We start from the raw sequence: 22,914 nt of genomic DNA, 5'->3' as shown, positions 1-22,914 counted from the left end.
ACATTAATTCGATAAGGACTGCCAAATGACAGACATGACGTTCAAAGAAAAATCCGTACTAGTCACGGGTGCCGCCAGCGGTATCGGGCGCGCCGCCGCACTGGCATTTGCCAAGGCTGGCGCACGCCTGACGATTGCCGACATTGACGTAGCCGGTGCGGAAGAGACACAGGCGATGATCGCGCAAGCCGGCGGCACGGTGCGTTTTGTGAAGACCGATATCGCCAAAGCCGCCGAGGTCGAGGCATTGATCGCTGGGATCGTCGATGCATATGGGCGGCTCGATTGCGCCTTCAATAACGCCGGCATAGAGATCGAGCATTTGCCGCTGGCGGGATCGGATGAGGCGACCTTCGACAAAATCATGAACGTGAATGTCAAAGGCGTCTGGCTGTGCATGAAATATGAGATTGCCCAGATGCTGAAACAAGGCGCTGGCAATATCGTGAATACGGCATCGGTTGCCGGTCTGATCGGCGCGCCTTTGCAGCCCATTTATGCGGCGAGCAAACACGCGGTGGTGGGACTGACAAAAACGGCTGCCGCCGAATATGGTCGTGCCGGTATCCGCGTCAATTCGGTCTGCCCCGGCGTGATCCGCACGCCGATGCTGACACATGCGCTGGAGCGCGAGCCGCGCCGCGAAAAAACCATCAAGAGCATTCATCCTATCGGGCGCATCGGCGAAGCCGAAGAAATCGCGAATGCCGCACTGTGGCTGTGTTCTGATTTATCATCGTTTGTGACGGGACATCAGCTGGCGGTCGATGGCGGTTTAACTGCGATATAGGCTTTCTGGGTATATGAGGTTTTATGGGGAGTATGCTTAAAAATCGGCATATTCCGCATTGTTTGATTGCGTTCTTAAAAAATACATGTGGGAGTATGGTAATTCGCTAGCCACAGTTCATTGGATTTCCAACCGAGTGAGAGAGACAAGATGAGTGATTTCCCCTGGATACAATCTTACCCTGCCGGCGTACGTTGGGATGCGGAGCTGCCCATCATGCCGGTGCCGCAATTGCTTGATGAAGCCTGCGCCAAATGGCCGGACCACATCGCGCTGGAATTCATGGGCAAGAAAACCAGCTATCGCGAATTGCATGCCTTGGTCAATCAGGCGACCAAGGGATTTCAGCAAATCGGCGTCAAACCCGGCGTGCATGTCGGTTTGTTTTTGCCGAACACGCCGCATTATGTGATCAGTTTTTTTGCGATCCTGAAAGCCGGCGGCACCGTCGTCAACTACTCGCCACTCGACGCCGAAAAAGTTCTCGAACATAAAATCGCCGATAGCGAAACCGATATGCTGGTCACGCTGGATATGGTGATGCTGTACCCGCAGATGGCGAAGCTGCTCGGGCATACGCGCCTGAAAAAACTCATCATCGGCAACATCGCCGAGATGTCGCCGTACCCCGATGCGGTGCGTGCCAATCTCGAAAAAGCCCAGCAATTATGCGCTATTCCAGCAGATGAATTGCACCTGCCATTCGCCCGGTTATTGGCGAACGACGGTCAGTTCACGGCGATCGCCGCGACCGATCCCAAAGAGACGGTCGCAGTATTGCAATATACCGGCGGCACTACCGGCTTGCCAAAAGGCGCCATGCTCACGCATGGCAATTTGACGACGGCAGTCAGTCAGATCATGGAGACCCTGAATGTCGATCCGCCGGTATTGACCGAGGGTGCAGAACGCTTGCTGGCGGTGCTGCCTTTGTTCCACATCTATGCGCTGACGGTGGATATGCTGTTCGGCATACGGCTTGGAGCCGAGATCGTTTTGCATACGCGCTTTGATGTCGATGCGGTAGTAAAGGATTTATCGGCGAAGAAGATCACGGTGTTCCCGGGCGTGCCGACCATGTACACCGCGATCATCCATTATCCCGACATCAAAAATCACGATCTGAGCTCGCTGAAATTCTGTAATTCCGGCGGAGCGCCGCTGCCCGCCGAAGTGCTGCAACAATTCCAGAGCATCACCGGCTGTACTTTGCTGGAAGGCTGGGGCATGACCGAGACCTCGCCGACCGGCACCTTCACCTCCATCAAGAGTCCGCGCAAGCCGGGATCGTGCGGATTGCCGACGCCGGGGATTCGCTTCAAATTTGCCAGCGTTGACGACGCCCGCAAATACGTCGCGTTCGGTGAGCGCGGAGAAATCTGCGTGGCAGGAGCGAATATCATGAAAGGCTATTGGAACAAGCCGGAAGCCAATGCGGAATCCTTCACTGCCGATGGATTTTTCCGCACCGGCGATGTCGGTTACATGGACGCCGAAGGCTTTGTCTACATCGTCGATCGTACCAAGGACATGATTCTATGCGGCGGCTACAACGTCTATCCGCGCAATATCGAAGAGGCGATATATGAGCATCCAGCGGTGGCCGAAGTCAGCGTGATCGGTATCCCCGATGCCTATCGCGGTCAGTCGCCGAAAGCTTTTATCAAACTCAAGGCCGGCGCCGCAGGCTTTAGCCTGGAAGAGTTAAAAGAGTTCTTGAAAGACAAACTGGGCAAGCATGAGATGCTGCAGGCCATGGAGATTCGCGCCGATTTGCCGAAAACGCCGGTCGGTAAATTATCCAAAAAAGAATTGTATGAGGAAGAGGCGAGAAAGAGCCGTGCCTGATCTAGGCTAAGGGGATTAAGCGTAAAAAAGCACTAATAGATTTTGGTATAAGATGGGATGACAAATTCAGGACGTTTATTTTTGCCATGACTTACACAAAAATCAAAACCCCTCACCACCGAGACACCGAGGCACAGAGAAAAGCAAGAGGAACTGGCTCTATGGCGCGTTGATATGAAAGGGAATTTCTAAAAACTCTTTAATCAAGATGCAGCGCTATGCGCAAAACCCAGCGATACGTCAGTATGGCGAGGTTTTGTAACGACGCGATGCGCTCGAGTATGGGGTTTTAGAAGTTCCCTCAAATGAACCCGCAAGCTGGGTGCGCCTGTTGGCGCGAAATGTCTCTGGAAGCCGCATCCAGCATGCGGTTTCAATCTGAATTGTGGTAGGCGGCTTGTCGTTTCGTAAATCCAATTTGCTCAGCGGCGGGTATATTCTGGACGTCAGCGCAGACAGATCGCCGTGCTGTTTATTTAAAATCCGTCGCAGCGACAAAGGCCGCTACCATCGCTTCCAGACCGGTCTGGTCTGTTTCATTGAATCGATTCAGGCTCGGACTATCGATATCAAATACCCCAAAAAGCTCGCCATCTTTTATCACAGGAATCACGATTTCGGCATTCGATGCCGAGTCGCAGGCGATGTGGCCCGGAAACGCATGCACGTCAGGTACCAGGATAGTACGGCGTTGGGTCGCAGAAGCGCCGCACACACCTTTACTGAATGGAATGCGCGCGCAAGCGACTTTGCCCTGAAACGGACCGACTAATAATTCTTGCTGAGCGCCATCGGTGCCGGCTCTGGCAGGTTTCACCAGATAAAAGCCAGCCCAATTCAGATCGGCAATCGTGTCATACACCAGCGCAGAGAATTGCGCGGCATTCGCAGTCAGATCGGTTTCGCCTTCGAGAATACTGGCGACTTGACGAGTGAGCAGGGCGTAATCGGGTTGTGTGCTGGCAGCGGGAGGAGTGAACATAAGCGATCTGTAAATCATGGATGTTAAGACTGGGCATTATATCGTTGTGTTCGCCAGCATGTTTAAACCCGGATTTTCCATTAGACCGCTATCGCTTCGTTGAAACGCAAGTGGCATGCGGCACTCGAAGGAATAATACCATCGCGATTTGCGTGCTGGCGCTACAGCAGCAATTGCGCATTTGCCGTAGTTCTAAGGAAAATCCGCTTAAACGCAGAGTGAGAGGAATTTGTTGGTGCTCCCTGCGTTTTTGCGGCGAACGGGATTCGCGGTTTTGCGTCAGTCTCTTTGAATAAAAAAAGCGAACCGCGCGGCTCGCTTTTTTCTTTCATTTAACAAACCATCCTCATGGAACACTGCACAGGCAATGCGTCATCACGGCATAGCCTTTACCTTCCTTGTTCAGATCGCCTAACCAGCTGAGTTCTTGGGCGATCTGCGTTGCCGCTGCCGGCGGCAGGCCAGTCGGTACCAGGGCGACTTTGAACTGGTCGCTCAATACCTGCGCGAACGATGCGCCGAACATGTTGAAGATGCGATCGAATTTGGATGGTTCACGTTCGATATAGCTGATGCGGAAATCCTTGCCGAGTTTGGCGCGGGCGGCTGCCGATTTGATCGCATCGCCGTAACTGCCTACGGTATCGATCAGGCCGCGCTCTTTGGCTTGTTGACCGGTCCAGACGCGACCTTGGGCAACCGCATCGATTTTGTCCGGCGTGGTCTTGCGCGCCTTGGCCGCCTTGGTCGTGAAGTCATCGTAAATATGATTGATGCTGGCCTGGATGACTTCGCCGAATTTCGGGTTCAGTGGACGCAGCGGATTGAAGCCGTCGCCCAGCCAGGTCGTGGTAGTGCCGCCGGTATGGACGCCGATTTTATCAAGCGCTTTTTCAGCCGTCGGCAAGATCGCAAACACGCCAATCGAGCCCGTCACGGTAGTTGCATCGGCAATCACTTCATCTGCCGACATCGAGATCCAGTAGCCGCCGGACGCCGCGACATTGCCCATAGAAACGACCACGGGTTTGCCTGCATTGCGGGTGAGTTCCAGTTCTCGACGGATCAGTTCAGAGCCAAAGGCGCTGCCGCCAGGCGAATCGACGCGCAGGACAATCGCTTTGATCTGCTCGTCTTCCCGCGCCTTGCGGATCAGGTTCGCGGTGGACAAGCCACCGATAGAACCGGCTGGTGCCATACCCTCGCTGATTTCACCCGATGCCACCACCACGCCAACGGCATCGCCCAGGAATTTTGGAATCTGGCGCGCCAGATAATCGTCAAAACCGACTTGCTTGAAGCTCTTGCTCTGATCGTCCTTGACACCTTTGCCTATCATCAGTTGACGCAATTCATCGCGGGTTTTCAGGCCATCGACCAGCTTGATATTCAGCGCCATCTTGGCAACGTCGCCGTTGGTTGCCTGCAGCAGTTCCGGCAATTGATTGATCCCTTGCATGATGCTGCCAGCAGGCAGTTTGCGGGCTTTTTCTACGTCGCCGGTATAGGTTGCCCACATCGCGTTATACAGGAAACTTTCGGCTTCCGTCGCCGCTGCCGATGGCTCGTTGGCGATATACGGTTCGGCGAAACTCTTATAGGTGCCGACCTTTAACAGATTGACGGTGATGCCGATTTTGTCGAGCGCATCGCGGTAGTAATTGCGATAGCGGCCAAAGCCGGTCAGCATGATATTACCCATAGGATGCAGATAGACTTCATTTGCATGCGACGCCAGATAGTATTGGCGCTGATCGTAGCTGGAACCCCAGGCGACGACCGTCTTGCCATTGGCTTTGAAGCGCTCAATCGCGGCGGCGACTTCACGCAGCATAGGCAAACCTGCACCTTGCATCTCGTCGAGCAGCAAGACGGCGCTGGTGATCTTCGGGTCTTTGCCCGCAGCATCAAGCACGGTCAGGATGTCGCGCAGTTGGGTCGATTTCTTGGCGGTGCCTTGCGCTTCCGCCAGTACATTGTCGCGCAGGTTGCCGGCATTCTGCTCAACCAACGTCCCCTTCAGATCCAGCAGCAGGGCAGTCTTGTCGTCGATCTTTTTGGCTGATCCGCTGAATATGCCGATCGCAATCGCGATCAACAACGCCAACAGAAGCAGATTGAGAATCAGCCGACGGCCGAAATCCAGCGTCCTCCAGACAAAAACGATGCTGTTTTTGATCCAGCGAAAAGGTGAGAAAGACATGGGCGCTCCTGAAAGGTAATGATAAATAATAGTTGTAAATAGTTATAAATAATTACAAACGGTATTGATAAATAAAGTGAAGAAAAAAAACCTGTCCGGCAGCCTAAGGGCTCGCTGGACATTGATTGCAGTGATTAGTCTGGCCAGATCGTTTGCAGCAATTGTGCCAGATGGGCACCGGCCTTGGTCAGAGAATCTTCTTTGACTTGCGCCATGGTTCTTTCATACGCTAAGGGCAAGGCGATCGACCAGTTATTCCCTTTGACGTTAGGGGTGCGCTCACTGAATTGCGCGCCTGCAAAAACGATACGTGCATTACGTATCGACTCATCTGCCCACAGCGTAACCCACTGTTCTGGCGGCAGCGTATCTTTGACGATCGCCCTGGCTTTTTTCGTCAAAAATTCATTCATCTTGCCGCGCTTGAAGTTTTGCGGCAGGTCATCCCACAAAGAATGCAGATTACCGCATGGACATTGCAAGGCATTGCCGCCTATTGTCGTCGTCGTTTTATCCAGGCCCTGCTCATCGGGATTGATGATTTTGCCGTTCGCGTCAAGAAAAATCGATCCGACGTGCAGCGGCTGGTGGAGGTCACCGACATAGTGGGTCAGCAGCATCAAGGCTTCGCGCTGGTCCTTGATATTAAATGGCGCCGGCGCTGTTTTGCCGCGCAGTACGGCAATGCTGGCTTGTATTGCATTCACGATGTCGTGATCACTGGTGCCCGCGTAACCGGTTTTGTAATGATCGTGCTGCAGGCTGATATCGGTGTAGTGATATTGCTTATGGCAGGTCTCTTCATCGGCAGCGGGATTGCAGGCCGTATTATTCCGGCGCACGAAATCGGCTAAGGCTTGAATATCCTCAGGGTTTTCAAACGGCTGACACTCTGCAAAGCGCCCCGTCACGGTATAGGCAAATTCTTTTTCCGGACTGATGCCTTTGGCGCAGTCGGCCCAGACCGAGATTTGCTCCAGCGTGCGGCTACCTAACAAGCTTTTGACTTTGCTGCCGGCTTTGCTGCCGGCCAGCATGTTATCGGCGATGGCGCCGACGGTCTGGTGGCCATCGGCACCCCAGGCAAACGCGAATTGAGGGAGCAGGGCGATACTGACTAAAACGCCAGCAAGAATTTTTTTTGTCATGCGAAATCCAGTGAAATGGAACGGAATTTTGATATCTCTTTACCAATGGAAAGATTAAACCATCTTTTGGGGCAGACTGCCATGCTTGTTTTAGAATGAACGTCTCTCCCGCTTGACAGATTGTAGTCCGGCCAGATTGATTCGACCCTTAATACACTCCGATTGTTCCACCTGCTATATCGGGTGATGGCGGGTTTTGCGATAGATCCGTTATGTATACATGGCCGCATTCTCAGGCGTAGTCTTTTGGCGGCCACATCGTTTCTTCATGAAATCCAATCTGCGGGTCGGTCATATATTTGGCAAACTGCAAGAAGAAGTCGTAATTTTTTTCCGATAACTGTTTTTCAATTTCGGCTAATGAGGCGATGCACGGAATCACCTGGCCGTAATAATCCGTCGCCGGTCCGACCTGCCTGAAATTAAAGTGATGATATTGGAGCAGGCGCATCAGGCTTGGCTCCATCGCCGCCAGCCAGTATTTGATGCCGCGCTGTTTTGAATGCGAAAACATTACTTTAAACAATTCCATCAATAAATCGGAAATGCCAAAATCCGTAAAGTCACTACGCGCCGCCCCGATATTTGGCGAGGTCGCTTGTTTGAGCGGGCGTATCATTGTCCTTTTCTTTTTGCTGATTAACAGCCGCGAGATTTCGGCGTATTCGAGCGAGCTTGCATCTTTCGGCAATTGCGCGACTGTGCAATGATCAAACATAGGAAAATGCATCGTCGTTGAACGCACCAGACGCAAGGAGCCGACGATATTCTCACCATTGGCGAATGCGCCCAGATGGATAGCGGATTCGTCATACTGATCCTGCTCTAAACCTTCCGGATAATCCTTGGCGTCCAGGAACATTTTTTCAAGACAGTAAACCTGGTAGCGCAGAGAAAATATCTTGTGCAATTCATCCTGGTTTTTGACTCTTTTTACATAGAACATCAGCAGCCCTGTTTAGACTTAGCCGACGATCAGAATCACTTTAAGTTGATTCAATTGATCGACCAAAGACGAAGTATTTACGGTCTCGTCGGTAAGATTGTTTCGATTATTTCCTTAAGCGTTGAAGCAAAAAGATCTGCTCTTCTGCTTCCATCAGAAACTTAAGATTGTTTAACAAATATGTGACCTTGATTGACATTGTTGAAGGAAAAAAGATACTAGTATTCTTACAAGGCAGAGGCGTTTATCCAGTTTTTTATAGAACTATGCCGGTCGTTTTTATCCGGCAGTTTGCTCGTTGAAATGCTTTTTCTCTTACGGAATAAGTCTCCGAATCGCATGAACTTGCAGGTTGAATTGTTTTGTAATCGTGAATACGTCAATAGTAGTACGCATTTCTAAAAATATGTTATTAGCTTTACAAGGTTGAGATATGCGATCCCACGGAAGTTTCGAAATTTATACGGACGGCCAGGTTTTGGTCTCGGAAGTGACTGGTCCGTGGAATACGGAACTAGTTGTTGACTGGCTAGGTGCGGTGTTGCCAATGATCCAGGAGTTGGCGTTCCAGGGACCTTGGGGGACCGTGGCAATTATAAAAAATTCGTTACTGTGTCCTAAAGAAGCCTTGCAACTGCTTACTGACAGGGCACGCATTGCGGTTGATCAATACCGCATGGTGGGTAGCGTGTATGTTGCTGCGCCGGACGTCGATGGGCGCCATTTTATTGAACCTGTTTATGCCAAGTTTTATCAAGGCATCTGTCCTATACAATTTTTTGACCGTTATCCTGATGCGCTCGCCTGGGTCAGGCAGGAATGTAGGGATTATGCAAAATCACATGCCTGATGCCGATGTCAGCGGTGTGCATCGGCATCGATATTGCTGCTAACAGCGTTGACTGAATCCCTTGTGATAAAAGCCACGCAATTTTCAAACCCGATCACACTATTGTCATAGCATCAGTCTATTCGACACAAACCCCAAACCCCGTTAAACTAGCCAGCTTTGCTTAATTTGGCCATTACCGTGTCTGACCTCACTCCTTCTACCGAATCTGAAGCAATTCAATCCGACGCTCCTGTTAGTGCCGTCTCCAGCGATTTGATCAAGCGCGAAGTCGCGCGCCGCCGCACTTTCGGCATCATTTCCCATCCGGATGCGGGTAAGACCACGCTGACTGAAAAATTGCTGATGTTCTCCGGTGCGATCCAGTTGGCGGGTACAGTCAAAGCGCGCAAGAGCGGCCGTCATGCAACCTCGGACTGGATGGAAATTGAAAAGCAGCGCGGTATTTCGGTTGCATCCTCCGTCATGCAGTTTGAATACCGCGATCACGTGGTGAATTTGCTTGACACGCCGGGTCACCAGGATTTTTCAGAAGATACTTATCGCGTCTTGACGGCGGTCGACTCGGCCCTGATGGTGATCGACGCCGCCAAGGGCGTGGAAGAGCAGACGCTCAAGCTGCTGAATGTCTGCCGCATGCGCAATACGCCTATCATCACCTTCGTCAACAAGATGGACCGCGAAACCCGCGATCCGCTCGAGTTGCTCGATGAGCTGGAATCGGTGCTGAAGATCCAATGTGCGCCGGTCACCTGGCCTATCGGCATGGGCAAGACTTTCCGCGGCGTGTATCACATCCTGCGCGACGAAATCCTGTTGTTTACTCCCGGCAGCGAACGCGCCGACCAGGAATTCGAAGTCATCAAAGGCATCGACAATCCGCGTTTGGCGCAGATGTTCCCGCTGGAAATCGAGCAATTGAAAATGGAAGTGGAACTGGTGCATGGGGCATCCCATCCATTCAGTCTGGAAGACTTTTTGGCTGGTGTGCAGACGCCGGTGTTCTTCGGTTCCGCCATCAATAACTTCGGTGTGCGCGAGATTTTGAACGCCTTGCTCGATTGGGCGCCAGCGCCGCGTGAACGTGATGCCAGCGTGCGTTCAGTTGCCCCGACCGAAGTGCCGTTCTCCGGTTTTATTTTTAAAATCCAGGCGAACATGGATCCGGCACATCGCGACCGCATTGCCTTCCTGCGCGTCTGCTCAGGCCGCTTTGAGCGCGGCATGAAGCTTAAGCATTTACGCCTGAGTCGCGACATCAAGGTATCGTCGGTGGTGACCTTCATGGCATCCTCGCGCGAGCAAGTCGAAGAAGCGTATGCCGGCGATATTATCGGTTTGCCGAACCACGGCAATATGCAAATCGGCGACAGTTTTTCGGAAGGTGAATTGCTGCAATTTACCGGTATTCCTTACTTTGCTCCGGACTTCTTCCGCACCGCGCGTATTTTGAATCCGCTGAAGATCAAGCAATTGCAAAAAGGCCTGCAGCAGTTGGGTGAAGAGGGTGCGGTACAGGTGTTCAAGCCGGTGGTCAGCAGTGACCTGGTGTTGGGGGCGGTCGGCGTGTTGCAGTTTGAAGTCGTCGCAAGCCGCTTGAAAAATGAATACGGTGTCGATGCAGTATTCGAAGGCACCAGCATCAGCAGTGCACGCTGGATTACCTGCGACGATAAAAAAATGCTGGCAGATTTTGAACGATCCAGCGCGGGCGGCAATATCGCTTTTGATGCCGCCGGCAATATGGCTTACCTGGCGACTTCCGGTGTGAATTTGAAGCTGACGCAGGAGCGCTGGCCTGGCGTCGTGTTCCATGCGACCCGCGAACATGCCGCCAAATTAGATTGATCAGCTTCCGGTGTTAAAAAATGCGTCTCATCATTGACCTGATGAGGCGCATTTTTTATGCCTGTTCGAATCTGTATCTATTTGAAGCGTGGTGCAACCGACAGCGCGACCAGAGCAAGGGCCAAAGGCAGAGTAGAAATAAACCCCAGGTACTTAAAGCCCGCCGCTCCCAATAAGCCGCCGCAGAAAAATGCGCCTACCAGCATCGAATGCAACCGGAGCTTGTAGCGATTGGCGGCGACTTCTCCATGATGCGGATGGGCGTTATCGCGGTTCCAATACATCATTTTTCCGAGCTCTATACCGACATCGGTCACCAGGCCGGTCACATGCGTGGTTCTGATTTCGGCATTCGAAATTTTAGTAATCAGCGCATTTTGCAAGCCCATCACATAGCAAAGCAAGACGGCGGTGACTGAGACCGTGATCACTTCATGCTGGCGCAGACTGGTGCCGACCAGGCCGAACACGATCAGCAAACTCGCTTCCAGCAGTAATACGGGAGTGTAAATATAATGCGGTGTATTGCGCTTGGCATAGTTCACCATGAGTGCGGTACTGGCAGCGCCGAGAACAAATGCGCCCAGCATCAGGACTGCCGCAAAAGCCGGGATCAGTCGTCCTAAGATCAAGTCGTCGGCTGCCGATGACACGATACCTGTCATATGCGAGGTGTATTGCCCTACCGCCAGAAAGCCGCCCGCATTCAGCGCACCTGCGATACAGGCTAAGGCCATACCCAAGTGCAAATTTGCTTGAGCTGTGCGTTTGGGTGAGGTAAGTTGAGCAAGGTAGTGAATTGGCATGACAGGCTTTATGCAACGCAACGTTACGTAACGACTTAGTGTAGCGCGCTGACAGAAACTCTTGCAAGCTACTACCTTGGATTAATTATCAAAAACGATCATTCAGAGACAAAGGAAGTGCAATGACTAGCATACGTAAATTGATCCGGGGTCAGGCTCGCGATATCGGCTTTCCCATCAGACGCCTGTTGCCGGATGCGGAAGTCCGCCGGATCGGTCCCTTCGTCTTTTTCGATCACATGGGACCGGCTGTGTTTGAAGCAGGAACCCAGGCCGGCGATGTGCGGCCGCATCCGCACATCGGTCTGGCGACAGTCACCTATTTATTCTCCGGTGCGATGATGCACAGAGACAGTTTAGGCAATGTGCAGCGCATCGTTCCCGGGGATATTAACTGGATGACGGCAGGGCGCGGGATTGTGCATTCCGAGCGCATGCCAGAGGATATCCGGGAGCAGCAAATCGCGGTACAAGGTTTGCAGATGTGGGTGGCTTTACCTGAGCGTGATGAAGAGATCGCCCCCAATTTCCAGCATTATGCTGCCGAGCAACTGCCGAGAGCGATGTTTCCGGGTGTGCAATTGCATGTGCTGGCAGGACAGGCTTTTGGACAAAATTCGCCGGTTGTTTGCCACAGTCCGACCCTGTATGTCGCCGCCTGGCTTGAGGCGGGTGCATCGCTGGAAATCTCGAGTGAAACGGCCAACTATCCAGAACGCGGTCTATACGTTGTTAGCGGCAGCGTTACGGTGAATGAGCAAGTGGTTGACGCGGGCACGCTGATTGTCCTTGAGGAGCGAAACAGCGTCTCTGTCACTGCCAATGTGAGTGCCGTCTTGATGCTGTTAGGTGGCGCCGCTCTGGAGTCCTCTCCCAGACTCTGGTGGAATTTTGTGTCCAGTTCTAAAGAACGGATCGAAGCTGCCAAACTCGCCTGGGCCAGTCAGGATAAAAATGTTTTCCCGCCAGTCCCAGGAGAGTCTGAGCGGATACCCTTACCTGATCGTCAGTGAGTGAGCAAGAACGCGCAAACAGGTTTCAGCGTATCCTACTGCAGGAGTGGCGGGCGCTGTAATGCATTCCTGAAGAAAATACAGCGATCTGCTTTACTCAGGCAAAGCAGATTTTGTATCAAAATTTAGTCTTAGCGTATGAAGTTAACACCTACCTATGAAAGAAGACCGATGATCAAATTTTTTTATCACCCATCTCCTAATCCTGCCAAAGTCGCCTTGTTTTTAGAAGAAAGCGGTTTACCGTATGAACTTGTACCGGTTGATACCCGCAAGGGCGAGCAGCACTTACCGGCTTTTCTGGCTATCAACCCAAATGGTAAAACACCCGCCTTAACCGACGGCGATGCAACTGTTTTTGACAGTAATGCGATCTTGCTTTATCTCGCCGAAAAGACCGGAAAATTCCTGCCAGCCAATACCCCCGAGCTACGCGCACAGATGTATTCGTGGCTGATGTTCGTAGCCACCGGCATCGGCCCTTACTCGGGACAGGCAGTGCACTTCAAGCATTTTGCCCCGGAGCCTAAAGAGTATGCCGTCAATCGCTATGACTTTGAAGCATGGCGTCACTGGAGCATCATGGATGCCCATCTGGCAAATCGTGCTTACGTGGTAGGCGATCAATACAGCATCGTCGATATGGCAGTTTGGGGATGGGCGCGTGCGGTACCGTTTATTTTGGGAGCCGACGCTTGGGACAAATTGCCCAATGTTAAACGCCTGCTAGATGAAATTAATGCCAGACCGGCGGCGCAGCGAGCAGAAGCGCTGAAGACGCGTCATGCGTTCAAGGCGGAGATGGATGATGAGGCACGTAAAGCCATGTTTCCACAAAATGCGCGATTAGGCGGTTAAGCGCCTCCTCATTTGGCATATCGTAACCTGTCCGGTTCGCCGAATAAGTTAGCGATACCGGGTAAGCAGGATTACGGCTTTAGCTCTACTGTTCCAGGGCATAAAGAAAAAAGACGATCTTACTCAGTAAGATCGTCTTTTTTGTTGTGTTGCAATTGATGCTCAAGACCAGGGCTTATCTTCATCCGAACCGGCGGTATCGGACTCCAGATTAAATATCTGCCCGCGCTTATGAGCAATTACATCTTGGCGTGCAGCGACAGATAAATCTGGCGGCCATTTTTGTACAGCGATGCTGGCAAATCGGCTGCACCTGGTGTTTTCCAGACGGAGCTGACCAGAGGATTGTTCAAATCCTTGCCATCCAGTGTGATGCTGAATGTGTCATTGATCTGATATGCCAACGATGCCGACAAAGTACCGATTTCATTCTGGAATGCGGCACTGTTGCGGCTAGTGCCATTCAAGAATCCAGAGCGGTAGCTATACGTAATACGTGCGCTGAACTTGTCGTTTTCATAGAAAGCGCCTAGGTTGTAAGCGTTTTTCGATGTGCCGATCAGGGTGCAATCAGGTGCGACCAGAGCGCCGCATTTAGAGCCAGGTGCCTGACCTGTTTCTTTCCCCAAGGTGTAAGTGTAGTTGGCGTTGACGCCAAATCCACCTGCCAGAGATTGCACATAGGCCAGCTCCAGGCCTTTGACTTCCGCCTGAGTATTGATTGGCGTGCTCATCGCATACACAGTATTTTTCTTTTGGATCTGATTGTAGAACGTACCGGAGCTGGCGCCGTAGGTAACATAGCCATCCAGTGCGGAGAAGAAGGCATCGGCAGACAGCATGGATTTCGGTGCGAAGTACCATTCAACGCCCAGATCCACCGTGTTGGCACGGATCGGTTTCAGATTCGGGTTGCCGCCGTTACCAGTACCTTGCACGTCACGCAAGTCGAGACCAGCCATTTGCCCGAGTTCTGGACGAGCCATGGTGCGGCTGACGCCAAAACGGGCAACTAGATCCTTCGTCACATCGAGACGGAAGTTGGCACTTGGCAAAAAGTCGGTGTAGCTGTTCTTGTAGGTTCTTGGTTCAAAACTACCGGAAGCACCGATCTCATTACGCGTCACTTCTTCCGAAGTGCGAACTACGCGCACACCGAAATTGCCTGAGAAGCCTTCGCTGCCGAAATCAGCCATCGCATAAGCCGATTGTGTCGGCTCTTTGATGCTGAATTCATTTTGTAGCAGATGGCCGGTATAGCTGGTGTATTTCGCCAGCCAGGCATTAACTGCCCCTTGGGAGAAAGTCCAGTAGCCAGCGCCATTCGCACCCAGGTCGGAGAAAATACTCGGGAATGCCGTCAGGCCGGACATCGGCAGATTCGCCGCATCGCTCAGTCCAGGTAATGCATTATTGCCGATGGAGCTCAGATCACGTTTGTGATTCGCAGCGCGCAGACCAAATTTAACAGTAGGGATGCTGGCCAGATTGGTTTTATATATACCGTCCAGTTGTGCGTAATCTTCTTTATCGTTGGCGGTAACGTGAGAACCGTAAGTGTACGGTGCGCCTGGTGTGCCTGGTGCGCCGTTATTGAAGCCGCCGATAGAGAATTTATCCGCGCCCGGAGTGACATAAGTCACAGCCTTATCCGAACCGTTCACAGTATAGCTGCCGCCTGTCCATGGCATCCAGATGCCCATGGCGCCACTGACGGTATTGCCCAGCCCTTTGGTGCTACCGATTTTGCCGTTTAGGGTCAGGTTGTCATTCACACGGAATGATCCATCCAGGTTCAGGAAATCCGATTGGCTCTCGGCAACAGGACGGGAAAAAATCTCTTGTACCGCGCTGGAATAGCCGGCGCAAGGCACACAGCCGGCCGGATTGGCAACGGTCAGGTTGCTCACGACGCCTTGATTGACAGAGCCGCTAATTGCACCTGCCGGATAACCGTTCGTGCCCCAGGACGGTGCCAGGAAGCGGCCAAGCGATTGCATGAAATTGTGATTCACGTTCGGCGCATCCAGATGGGAGTGGAACGCCGTCAGGTCCAATGAAAAATCTTTGGATGGCTTGAATTGCAAATCAATCAAACCGCCTTCACGGGTACGCACTTGTTCAAACCAGGCAGTGCCGCCGAGGTAGCTGGTCACAGCACCGGCCGCACCAGGTACCGCATTCGCAATCGGTGTGCCGGCATCGACTTTGTCCCACCAGATTTGATTCTCTTGACCGGCACGGCTCAAGGTGCGTTTTTCATGGAATGCCTGAACCAGTACGCCCATGGTCGAGGTATCGTTTTTCCAGGCGACCAGACCATTGATTTGCGGATCGGACTTGCCGGAGTTGGAGGAATTGACCAGACCAATGCTGGCTTGTGCATTGAACGATTTTTTGAAATCGAGCGGCTTGCGCGTTTCGATATCGACCACACCTTCAGCGCCGCCTTCGAGCAGACTCGCTTGCGAACCTTTGTGTACGGTGACGCGACCGATTAATTCGGAGGGGAAGAGCGAGAAGCTGACGCTGCGTCCGCCGCCGACGATATTGTCGGCAAACCAGTCGCCGCTTGATACCGAGTGCCCGTTCAATGTCGTGAGCGTCAAACCAAACGGTGTGCCGCGTAAAGCAACGCGATCGTTTTCGCCGAAACTGCCTTCGCCGCCACCGGCAGCTGCGACGCTCACGCCCGGGATGCGCTGTAATGAATCCGCGACGTTTTTGTCCGGCATCTTACCGATATCTTCTGCCGTAATGACTTCTACATAGGTATCCGCATTACGCTTTTGGTTTAATGATTGCTGCAATGAAGCGCGAATACCGGTCACCACAATTTCTTGCGTACCGGCTTCTGTCTTTGTCGCCTCTTGTGCCTGTGCTTGCATAGCAACGCTCATGACTAACATCGTCACTGCTGAGGCGATGGGCGTCAAATTGCTCTTTATTGGATTCAAACTACTTTTCATAACTCCCCCTTAGATTTACACCATTTAGATAGGCATCAGGCCGTGATAAAAACGCATTTTTTCCACTTTCTCGCTTGAGTGCAGCATGCAGTGGTTCTCTCCAATACAACCCTCTACAGAACATTTTTGCTCCAAGCCTGGTAGTGCTCGTTGCAGCCATATCGGATGAATGAACTTTAGTGGTACCAAAAGCGGCTGTCAATCGGTATCTAAGTGGTATTATTGAATTAATTTTTTAATCAAGTGGAAGAATTGAAAATTTAATCTAAGTCTTTGTATTAATTGATTTATATAATTATTTTTCGCTTTCTGATTAGCAACTGGACTGATGCATTTCTTCCACAAGCTGGTATTAATAGGATGAATTAATGTAACTTGATTTAAGGTCTCCACAGTCATTTTTTCGTTTTTTCTTAGGCTCTATTTTGTGCAAAGAAATGAGCATTTTTAAAAATAGGAGCAATTCATTTTGGTGATTTTATTTGGCTTAATTGATCTGTTGAATTCCTTGATAGCTATATCTGGTGCGGATCTCGGTGATTTTTCTTGTATTGCTGTTATTTGGATTTTTGCTGTCTATGCCCCTATTTCCAGATCTTTATCCAGAGCATTTGCCGCTTGGTTTCATTTCCGTTCATCATGCTGTGGTCGATTTTTGTGAGTGGAGAGGGAGACCAGTCGTATAATTTTTTTAAATGGGCATCAATAATTTTTTTTAAAATCAATCACTTGTGAGTTTTTTCTGTTGTAATTGTTTAATGCCATTTAAATATGTGTAAATACCACATAGATACCGCTTGACAGCCACTTTCAGGAACTCTAAAGTGATTTCGTTTTCTGACCTGGACATGTCTGGCTACCTGCACCTCGGACCCTTTGGGGAAATTCGCGCTTCTTTTCATCGTCAATCGGCCGTTGGCGTGGCGTTTGATCTGGTTGTGTGTCGGACGAGATGGTCTAAATTTCAAAAACTGAATTGCCTGAATTGCTAATAATCAAGTGCCTATGGTCGGCAATGAGCTGCTTCTGTAGCGATGTTGGTGATAGCTGACTTTTAGATGAGTGGAGCGGTGGCTTGCAGGTAGTTTGTTGGGGGGGGTAAAGCGCTTTGCAAGAGAAATAGTGATTAGCCAGGACAAAAGATTTTTAAATACCACTTAAATACCTATTGACATCCACTATGGATGGACCTACGATGATGCTTGTGCTTGATTTTCTTCTGAAAATGACACTCGGAGTTAGATTTTTCAGAGGGAAGATAGTCAAAATTGAATAGCATGACAGATTACGGAAACGAACGTGAGTAAACAATACCAATACCTGATCGGCGTCGATGGCGGTGGAACTGGGACGCGCGTGCGTCTGGTGTGTCAGGGGTTAAATCAGGCTCATCGCGCTGGGGGCGTGTCCGCAGTAGGCGCCGCCGGCCCTTCCGGCCTGATGCATGGGGCCGCAGCGGCATGGGATTCGATACTCACAGCGACCGCGCAAGCGTTCGCAGAAGCAGGTCTGAGTATGCCAGCCCTGAATGAGATCGCGGCGGGTTGCGGTCTGGCAGGCGTCAATAATCGCGCATGGGCAGCTGAGTTTGTCGCCGCCAATCCTGGCTTTGGGGTGCTGGCGATAGAGACCGATGCCGGTACGACTTTATTGGGTGCGCATCAGGGTAAAGCTGGTGTAATTATCGCGCTTGGTACCGGCAGCGTGGGCGAGGTGATGCTGGCCGATGGCACACGGCGCGAAGTCGGCGGCTGGGGCTTCCCGTCCAGCGATGAGGCCAGCGGTGCCTGGTTGGGTTTGCGCGCGATCAATCATGCACAGCATGTGCTGGATGGGCGCAGTCCTGCTGACGCTTTGTCGGCGGCGCTGATTGCGCATTGTGGCGGCGATAAAGATGCCGTATTCGGCTGGCTGGCACAAGCGAATCAAACGCGTTACGCCCAACTCGCGCCGATGGTAGTCGCCCAAGCTGGTACGGTTGCCAGTGCCAGCACGATCATGCTGGCGGCGGGGCGCGAGGTCGCCAAGATGGCGCTGGCACTCGATCCCTCCGGTACTTTGCCGATTGCTTTGTGCGGCGGTTTGGCAGAACCGATGGCCGAATTTTTGCCGCCCGAATTAAATTCCCGTATCGTCAAGCCGCATGCAGATTCTGCTGCCGGCGCTTTGATACTGATACAGCACCGATTGTTGAGCATTTCATAGAAAGAACATTATGCAGGCGCAATTAAGCGATTTCAAACCGGATAGCAATAGCTCCACGCCTTTGTATCTGCAACTGGCGAACAAGCTCGCCACCGGCATCCATGGCGGTATCTGGCAACCCGACGAGGCGCTGCCTTCGGAGCGCCTGTTATCTGAAGCGCTCGATATTTCACGCGTCACCGCACGCAAAGCGATCGACATGTTATGCGAGCGTGGACTGCTGACCCGCAAGCATGGCTCGGGCACTTACATTACGCCGAAACTGGAGCAGCCTTTATCGCGCCTGACCAACTTCAGTGAAGAGCTGCGGCAGCGCGGTTTTGTGCCGGGTTCACAATGGATTTCGCGTGAGACCGGTATCGCCGCGCCGGAAGAAATTTTGTCGCTGGGCTTGTCGCCGAATACCGTGGTGTCGCGTTTAAAGCGTCTGCGCACGGCCGACAATGTTGTGATGGCGATTGAGAGCACGACGATCCCGGCGATTTATTTGCCGAATCCTAAACTGGTGACTGACAGCTTGTACGGTTATCTCGAATCCAATAACGTCACGCCGACTCGCGCCTTGCAGCACATCCGCGCCGTCAATGCGAGCCCTGAGCAAGCGAAACTGGCCGGGATTAAACAAGGTGCGGCGATGCTGTATATCACGCGCGTCGGCTACCTGCCGACCGGTGCCGCGGTAGAGTTGACGCATTCGTATTGCCGCAGCGATTACTATGATTTTGTTGCGGAGTTGTTCAGATGAGCGGAACTTTGCAAGGCAATATCCTGACATCAGCAGGTTGGGTCAATGGCGCCATCGATTTTGCTGAACGCGTGAGCGCCATTCATGGCGCACCAACTGATCCGGCGCACAATGCGCACGCGTACATCTTGCCCGGCTTCGTCGATTTGCATGTGCACGGCGCTGGCGGCAAAGACACCATGGAAGCGGGCGATGCCGTCGAAGTGATTGCGCGCATGCATGCGCGGCACGGCACCACCAGTTTGCTGGCAACCACGATGACCGCGCCGATGGCCGATCTGGAAGCCGCATTGCAAGCTTTAAAGCCGGTCTGCGAAACCAGAAGCAAGGGCGCGGCGCGGGTGCTCGGCGTCCATCTCGAAGGGCCGTATATCAATCCCGGCAAGCTCGGCGCACAACCCGATTTTGCCAGAATCGCTTCGCTGGAACAGGTCAGGCACTTGTGCGACATCGCACCGATCAAGCTGATCACGGTCGCACCGGAAATGGAAGGCCATCTGCAACTGGTGCGTGCACTGACCGAGATGGGCATGGTGGTGCAACTCGGTCATACCTTGGGTACCTATGAAGAGGGCGTCGCCGCTTTAGAAAATGGCGCCAAAGGTTTCACGCATTTATACAACGCCATGTCGCGGCTCGATCATCGTGCGCCGGGCATGGTCGGCGCTGCACTCGCACATGCGCAATTCTCTGAAATTATTCCCGACCTGCTGCATGTGCATCCCGGTGCGATCAAGGCCGCGATGCGGGCGATCCCGCATCTGTATTGCGTGACGGATTCGACAGCGGCATCCGGCATGCCGGATGGTCAATATATGCTGGGCCGTCAGGTCGTGCACAAATGCCTGGGCGGTGTGCGTCTGGCCGACGGCACGCTGGCCGGCAGCACGCTGACCATGGATCAAGCCTTGCGCAATCTGGTCAGCATCGGCCTCGATATCGCAGATGCGTCCAAGCGCGTCTCCACTTATGCCGCCGATTATCTCGGCTTATCTGATCGTGGCCGTTTGCAGGCGGATAGTTACGCCGATATGGTGGTGCTCGATCGCAAACTGAACCTGATCGCTGTGTATGTAGAAGGAGAAAAGATTGACCTCGCAAATGCTTAAAGAAGCCTGTTCGGCTGCCGAGTTTGTAGCGCACCAATTGACGCAGGACCGGGAACGCTACGTCGCGCTGGGCAAACACCTCAGGGATAACCCGCCCTCATCGGTATTGACGGTGGCGCGCGGCAGCTCGGATCATGCGGCAAATTATGCGGCCTACCTGGTCATGTCGCGCCTGGGGCGCATCGTCGCCTCCTTGCCGATGTCGCTGGTAACGCTGAACAAATCGCCTTTACATGCACGCGATGCGCTGGCGATTGCGATTTCGCAATCCGGCCAGAGCCCGGATGTGATTGAGCCCATCCGTTATTTCCGCGCAGGCGGTGCGTCAACTGTCGCGCTGGTGAATGATGCTGGGTCGCCCTTGGCGCAAAGCGCCGAATGGACTTTGCCCTTGCATGCTGGCCCGGAACTCAGTGTCGCCGCGACCAAAAGTTTTATTACCTCGCTGGTCGCCGGCGCGCGCGTGGCAGGCAATTGGCAAAACGATGCCGACTTCCTGAGTGCGATTGAAAGCTTGCCGGAAGCCCTGGATGCGGCAACCCATTGCGACTGGTCGAATGCCCTGGAGGTATTGACGCCAGCCTTGCGCATCATGACCGTCGGACGCGGCATCAGCTTCCCGGTGGCGCTGGAATCGGCATTGAAGTTTAAAGAGACCTCGGTGATCCAGGCCGAGGCATTCAGCGGCGCAGAGATCAAACATGGCCCGATGGCGCTGATCGACGACGGTTATCCTTTGCTGATTTTTGCAACCCGTGGCCCGGCCCAGACTGGTTTGATCAAACTCGCCGAAGAGATGCGTGGTCGCGGTGCGAATGTGTTGCTGGCGGCACCGCTGGATGTCAGGGAACGTAATCTGACCTTGCCAACCGCAGCGACGCCAGACCTGGATCCGATTGTGGCGATCCAGGCGTTTTATGTGATGGCCGCGCACTTGTCGATTGCACGCGGACTGGACCCGGATAAGCCGCGGCATTTAAGCAAGGTAACCAAGACGAATTGAAATCAAGAAGAGGTGAAATGAGCTTGCACCTGTTCAATTGATTTAAAAAAACTTGACTGTGTTTTGAGCTTCCTCTCCCGCGCGCGGGAGAGGGGGTAAAAGCGATGCAACGTATCTGGTAATTGAAAGCCTGGTGCTTTTTTTAAAACGCGATAATCATATACTCCAGTCTAGTATATTTTTATGACGCAATATTAATATGCGGATTTGACTGATTTTCTATAAAAAATAGGGGAGTATTGCTTAATTGGGCAAAATTCGATCTTTGGTGAGACTCTCAGGCCAGCCTTTATTGGCCGCCATCTCAGCCGCAGTATCACTCGCCATGTCAATCTCTCTGGCACTGCCGAGCTGCGCGCACGGCAGTGCCAGCGCCACTGAAAAAATCGAATTCTGGACCATGAGCTTAAAGCCCAAGTTCATTCCCTATTTTCAAACGCTGGTCAAAAAATACGAAACACAACATCCCGGCGTGAAAGTTGAATGGATTGATTTCCCCTGGGATATTTTGCAACTCAAACTCATCACCTCGATTGCCGCAGGCACGCCGCCGTCGCTGGTCAATCTGAGTGTGCCCTGGGCCGAAGAATTTGCGCGGGATGGCCTGATCGAAGCAGTCGATGATTTGATTCCCAACCAAGCCGTCTATACCAAAGGCGCACTCGATGACCTGAGGTTTCGCGGCAAGCTGTATGGCTTCCCGCATTACAGCAACGTCAATGTGATTGCCTTTAACCGTAAAATCCTCGCTGCGGCAGGCATTGCGCACGCGCCGAAAAACATGGACGAACTGCTCGCCTATGCGCGTCAGATCGCGGCCAAGACCGGCAAGGCAGGCTATGCGCCTGCGCTTGGCAAGATCGACGGTTTTTTGATGCAGCAAGGTTTGCCATTGATCCAAGACGGCAAGGCCGTTTTCAATTCGCCCGCGCATGTGGCATTGATCAAAAAGCTTGCTGATACTTATCAGGCGAACGGTTTTTTAAAGGATAAATTATTCGCCGAAGATAATTTCCCCGCAGTCGTCGATGCCTACCTGGGTGGCCGCCTGGGTATGATGGTCAGCGCGCCGACCGCCTTAAAACGGATTCAGGCCGACTCTGCCGGAATCTACGCGGATACGGGGATTTTCCCTGCACCGCTTGGTCCAACCGGCATCGCCGACGGCGGCTGGATGTTTAATTTTGCAGTACCGAAAGGCGTCAATCCCAAATCCTTGCCGGCCATTGCCGAGTTCGCACAATTTCTGACCAATGATGAGAACCAGTTAGAGTTCGCCAAACTTGCCAAGGTCATGCCGACCACCGTGAAGGCGCTGGCTAATCCTTACTTTGCACAGATCCCCGATCATGCCGGCGCGGCGGAAATCGCGCAGACCGTCGCTGCTGGTTCGATGCAATATTCACGCAGCCTGTATGTCGATGGCATCACCGATTACGATGAGCTGCGGCGCTTTCTGGTGCAGGCGGTGGAGGCGGGGATGACCGGTAAAAAAGACATCCGGCGGGCACTCGATGAAGCGGTTGCGATCTGGAATAAAAAACTGGCTGCTGACGCCACTATCCAGACAATGATTAAGGCGAAAAACTGA

17 protein-coding genes are annotated in these 22,914 nt (G+C 52.5%); 11 read left to right on the top strand and 6 right to left on the bottom strand.

Translation table 11 applies throughout. The features are described from left to right. The first annotated feature begins 25 nt into the window (after positions 1 to 25). Together LPB67_RS17555 and LPB67_RS17550 are read left to right on the top strand one after the other, a co-directional pair. Entirely contained in the window at positions 26 to 790 is a 765-nt protein-coding gene (locus LPB67_RS17555; protein ID WP_262838598.1) for an SDR family oxidoreductase, read from the top strand. 150 nt (positions 791 to 940) lie between these two features. Next, the gene (locus tag LPB67_RS17550; protein WP_262838597.1) at positions 941 to 2,638 is read left to right on the top strand and encodes a long-chain-fatty-acid--CoA ligase; all 1,698 of its coding nucleotides are present in this window, start codon (positions 941 to 943) and stop codon (positions 2,636 to 2,638) included. A 472-nt stretch (positions 2,639 to 3,110) separates the two neighbouring features. On the opposite strand, the gene LPB67_RS17545 is transcribed toward LPB67_RS17550, so the two are convergent. The 4 genes from LPB67_RS17545 to LPB67_RS17530 all read right to left on the bottom strand — a co-directional run bounded on the left by LPB67_RS17545 (position 3,111) and on the right by LPB67_RS17530 (position 7,917). After that, positions 3,111 to 3,620 (bottom strand): GAF domain-containing protein, encoded by a 510-nt coding sequence (locus tag LPB67_RS17545; protein WP_262838596.1) that lies wholly within the window; start codon positions 3,618 to 3,620, stop codon positions 3,111 to 3,113. Positions 3,621 to 3,966: 346 nt separating this feature from the next. Beyond that, positions 3,967 to 5,823, bottom strand: a complete 1,857-nt coding sequence (gene sppA / locus LPB67_RS17540; RefSeq protein ID WP_262838595.1) for a signal peptide peptidase SppA — start codon at positions 5,821 to 5,823, stop codon at positions 3,967 to 3,969. Between the two features lie 134 nt (positions 5,824 to 5,957). Further along, positions 5,958 to 6,971, bottom strand: coding sequence for a S1/P1 nuclease (locus tag LPB67_RS17535; RefSeq protein ID WP_262838594.1), 1,014 nt, complete (start codon positions 6,969 to 6,971; stop codon positions 5,958 to 5,960). A gap of 232 nt (positions 6,972 to 7,203) precedes the next feature. Next, on the bottom strand, positions 7,204 to 7,917 hold the full coding sequence (locus LPB67_RS17530; RefSeq protein WP_262838593.1) for a PEP-CTERM/exosortase system-associated acyltransferase: 714 nt from the start codon (positions 7,915 to 7,917) through the stop codon (positions 7,204 to 7,206). 433 nt (positions 7,918 to 8,350) lie between these two features. Between LPB67_RS17530 and LPB67_RS17525 the strand changes: the two genes are divergently transcribed. After that, positions 8,351 to 8,767, top strand: coding sequence for a hypothetical protein (locus tag LPB67_RS17525; RefSeq protein WP_262838592.1), 417 nt, complete (start codon positions 8,351 to 8,353; stop codon positions 8,765 to 8,767). Positions 8,768 to 8,983: 216 nt separating this feature from the next. After that, complete coding sequence (locus LPB67_RS17520; protein ID WP_262838685.1) at positions 8,984 to 10,615, top strand: peptide chain release factor 3; 1,632 nt, start codon at positions 8,984 to 8,986, stop codon at positions 10,613 to 10,615. Between the two features lie 77 nt (positions 10,616 to 10,692). Here the strand turns inward: LPB67_RS17520 and LPB67_RS17515 are convergent, their stop codons facing one another. Beyond that, positions 10,693 to 11,421: a YoaK family protein gene (locus tag LPB67_RS17515; protein ID WP_262838591.1), complete on the bottom strand. Its 729-nt coding sequence runs from the start codon at positions 11,419 to 11,421 to the stop codon at positions 10,693 to 10,695. Positions 11,422 to 11,543: 122 nt separating this feature from the next. On the opposite strand from LPB67_RS17515, the gene LPB67_RS17510 reads away from it, so the two are divergent. Both LPB67_RS17510 and LPB67_RS17505 read left to right on the top strand, forming a co-directional pair. Beyond that, positions 11,544 to 12,434 carry a pirin family protein gene (locus LPB67_RS17510; RefSeq protein WP_262838590.1) on the top strand — a complete coding sequence of 297 codons (891 nt, stop codon included), beginning with the start codon at positions 11,544 to 11,546 and terminating at the stop codon, positions 12,432 to 12,434. 171 nt (positions 12,435 to 12,605) lie between these two features. Next, positions 12,606 to 13,292 (top strand): glutathione S-transferase family protein, encoded by a 687-nt coding sequence (locus LPB67_RS17505; protein WP_262838589.1) that lies wholly within the window; start codon positions 12,606 to 12,608, stop codon positions 13,290 to 13,292. Positions 13,293 to 13,531: 239 nt separating this feature from the next. Here LPB67_RS17505 and LPB67_RS17500 read toward each other — a convergent pair whose 3' ends face one another. Beyond that, on the bottom strand, positions 13,532 to 16,201 hold the full coding sequence (locus LPB67_RS17500; protein WP_262838588.1) for a TonB-dependent receptor: 2,670 nt from the start codon (positions 16,199 to 16,201) through the stop codon (positions 13,532 to 13,534). Between the two features lie 1,359 nt (positions 16,202 to 17,560). Between LPB67_RS17500 and LPB67_RS17495 the strand changes: the two genes are divergently transcribed. The 5 genes from LPB67_RS17495 to LPB67_RS17475 all read left to right on the top strand — a co-directional run bounded on the left by LPB67_RS17495 (position 17,561) and on the right by LPB67_RS17475 (position 22,914). Continuing rightward, complete coding sequence (locus tag LPB67_RS17495; protein ID WP_262838587.1) at positions 17,561 to 18,466, top strand: BadF/BadG/BcrA/BcrD ATPase family protein; 906 nt, start codon at positions 17,561 to 17,563, stop codon at positions 18,464 to 18,466. A 10-nt stretch (positions 18,467 to 18,476) separates the two neighbouring features. Next, positions 18,477 to 19,211 carry a GntR family transcriptional regulator gene (locus tag LPB67_RS17490; protein WP_262838585.1) on the top strand — a complete coding sequence of 245 codons (735 nt, stop codon included), beginning with the start codon at positions 18,477 to 18,479 and terminating at the stop codon, positions 19,209 to 19,211. Continuing rightward, positions 19,208 to 20,320, top strand: coding sequence for an N-acetylglucosamine-6-phosphate deacetylase (gene nagA, locus LPB67_RS17485; protein WP_262838584.1), 1,113 nt, complete (start codon positions 19,208 to 19,210; stop codon positions 20,318 to 20,320). The genes LPB67_RS17490 and nagA overlap by 4 nt, the downstream gene beginning before the upstream one ends. Then, positions 20,313 to 21,323, top strand: a complete 1,011-nt coding sequence (locus LPB67_RS17480) for an SIS domain-containing protein (protein WP_262838684.1) — start codon at positions 20,313 to 20,315, stop codon at positions 21,321 to 21,323. Before nagA ends, LPB67_RS17480 begins: the two co-directional genes overlap by 8 nt. Positions 21,324 to 21,648: 325 nt before the next feature. Further along, complete coding sequence (locus tag LPB67_RS17475; protein ID WP_262838583.1) at positions 21,649 to 22,914, top strand: ABC transporter substrate-binding protein; 1,266 nt, start codon at positions 21,649 to 21,651, stop codon at positions 22,912 to 22,914.

It is taken from the genome of Undibacterium sp. Jales W-56 (assembly GCF_025548535.1).
Classification (GTDB): domain Bacteria; phylum Pseudomonadota; class Gammaproteobacteria; order Burkholderiales; family Burkholderiaceae_D; genus Undibacterium.
Note: the sequence above shows the minus strand (reverse complement) of the source record. Positions and strands in the feature narration are given on the sequence as shown.

Bases quoted from the DNA above. Each gene is read 5' to 3' on its own strand.
- LPB67_RS17555 (WP_262838598.1), top strand. From the start codon at position 26: ATGACAGACATGACGTTCAAAGAAAAATCCGTACTAGTCACGGGTGCC.
- LPB67_RS17550 (WP_262838597.1), top strand. From the start codon at position 941: ATGAGTGATTTCCCCTGGATACAATCTTACCCTGCCGGCGTACGTTGG.
- LPB67_RS17545 (WP_262838596.1), bottom strand. From the start codon at position 3,620: ATGTTCACTCCTCCCGCTGCCAGCACACAACCCGATTACGCCCTGCTC.
- sppA (WP_262838595.1), bottom strand. From the start codon at position 5,823: ATGTCTTTCTCACCTTTTCGCTGGATCAAAAACAGCATCGTTTTTGTC.
- LPB67_RS17535 (WP_262838594.1), bottom strand. From the start codon at position 6,971: ATGACAAAAAAAATTCTTGCTGGCGTTTTAGTCAGTATCGCCCTGCTC.
- LPB67_RS17530 (WP_262838593.1), bottom strand. From the start codon at position 7,917: ATGTTCTATGTAAAAAGAGTCAAAAACCAGGATGAATTGCACAAGATA.
- LPB67_RS17525 (WP_262838592.1), top strand. From the start codon at position 8,351: ATGCGATCCCACGGAAGTTTCGAAATTTATACGGACGGCCAGGTTTTG.
- LPB67_RS17515 (WP_262838591.1), bottom strand. From the start codon at position 11,421: ATGCCAATTCACTACCTTGCTCAACTTACCTCACCCAAACGCACAGCT.
- LPB67_RS17510 (WP_262838590.1), top strand. From the start codon at position 11,544: ATGACTAGCATACGTAAATTGATCCGGGGTCAGGCTCGCGATATCGGC.
- LPB67_RS17505 (WP_262838589.1), top strand. From the start codon at position 12,606: ATGATCAAATTTTTTTATCACCCATCTCCTAATCCTGCCAAAGTCGCC.
- LPB67_RS17500 (WP_262838588.1), bottom strand. From the start codon at position 16,201: ATGTTAGTCATGAGCGTTGCTATGCAAGCACAGGCACAAGAGGCGACA.
- LPB67_RS17490 (WP_262838585.1), top strand. From the start codon at position 18,477: ATGCAGGCGCAATTAAGCGATTTCAAACCGGATAGCAATAGCTCCACG.
- nagA (WP_262838584.1), top strand. From the start codon at position 19,208: ATGAGCGGAACTTTGCAAGGCAATATCCTGACATCAGCAGGTTGGGTC.
- LPB67_RS17480 (WP_262838684.1), top strand. From the start codon at position 20,313: ATGCTTAAAGAAGCCTGTTCGGCTGCCGAGTTTGTAGCGCACCAATTG.
- LPB67_RS17475 (WP_262838583.1), top strand. From the start codon at position 21,649: ATGTCAATCTCTCTGGCACTGCCGAGCTGCGCGCACGGCAGTGCCAGC.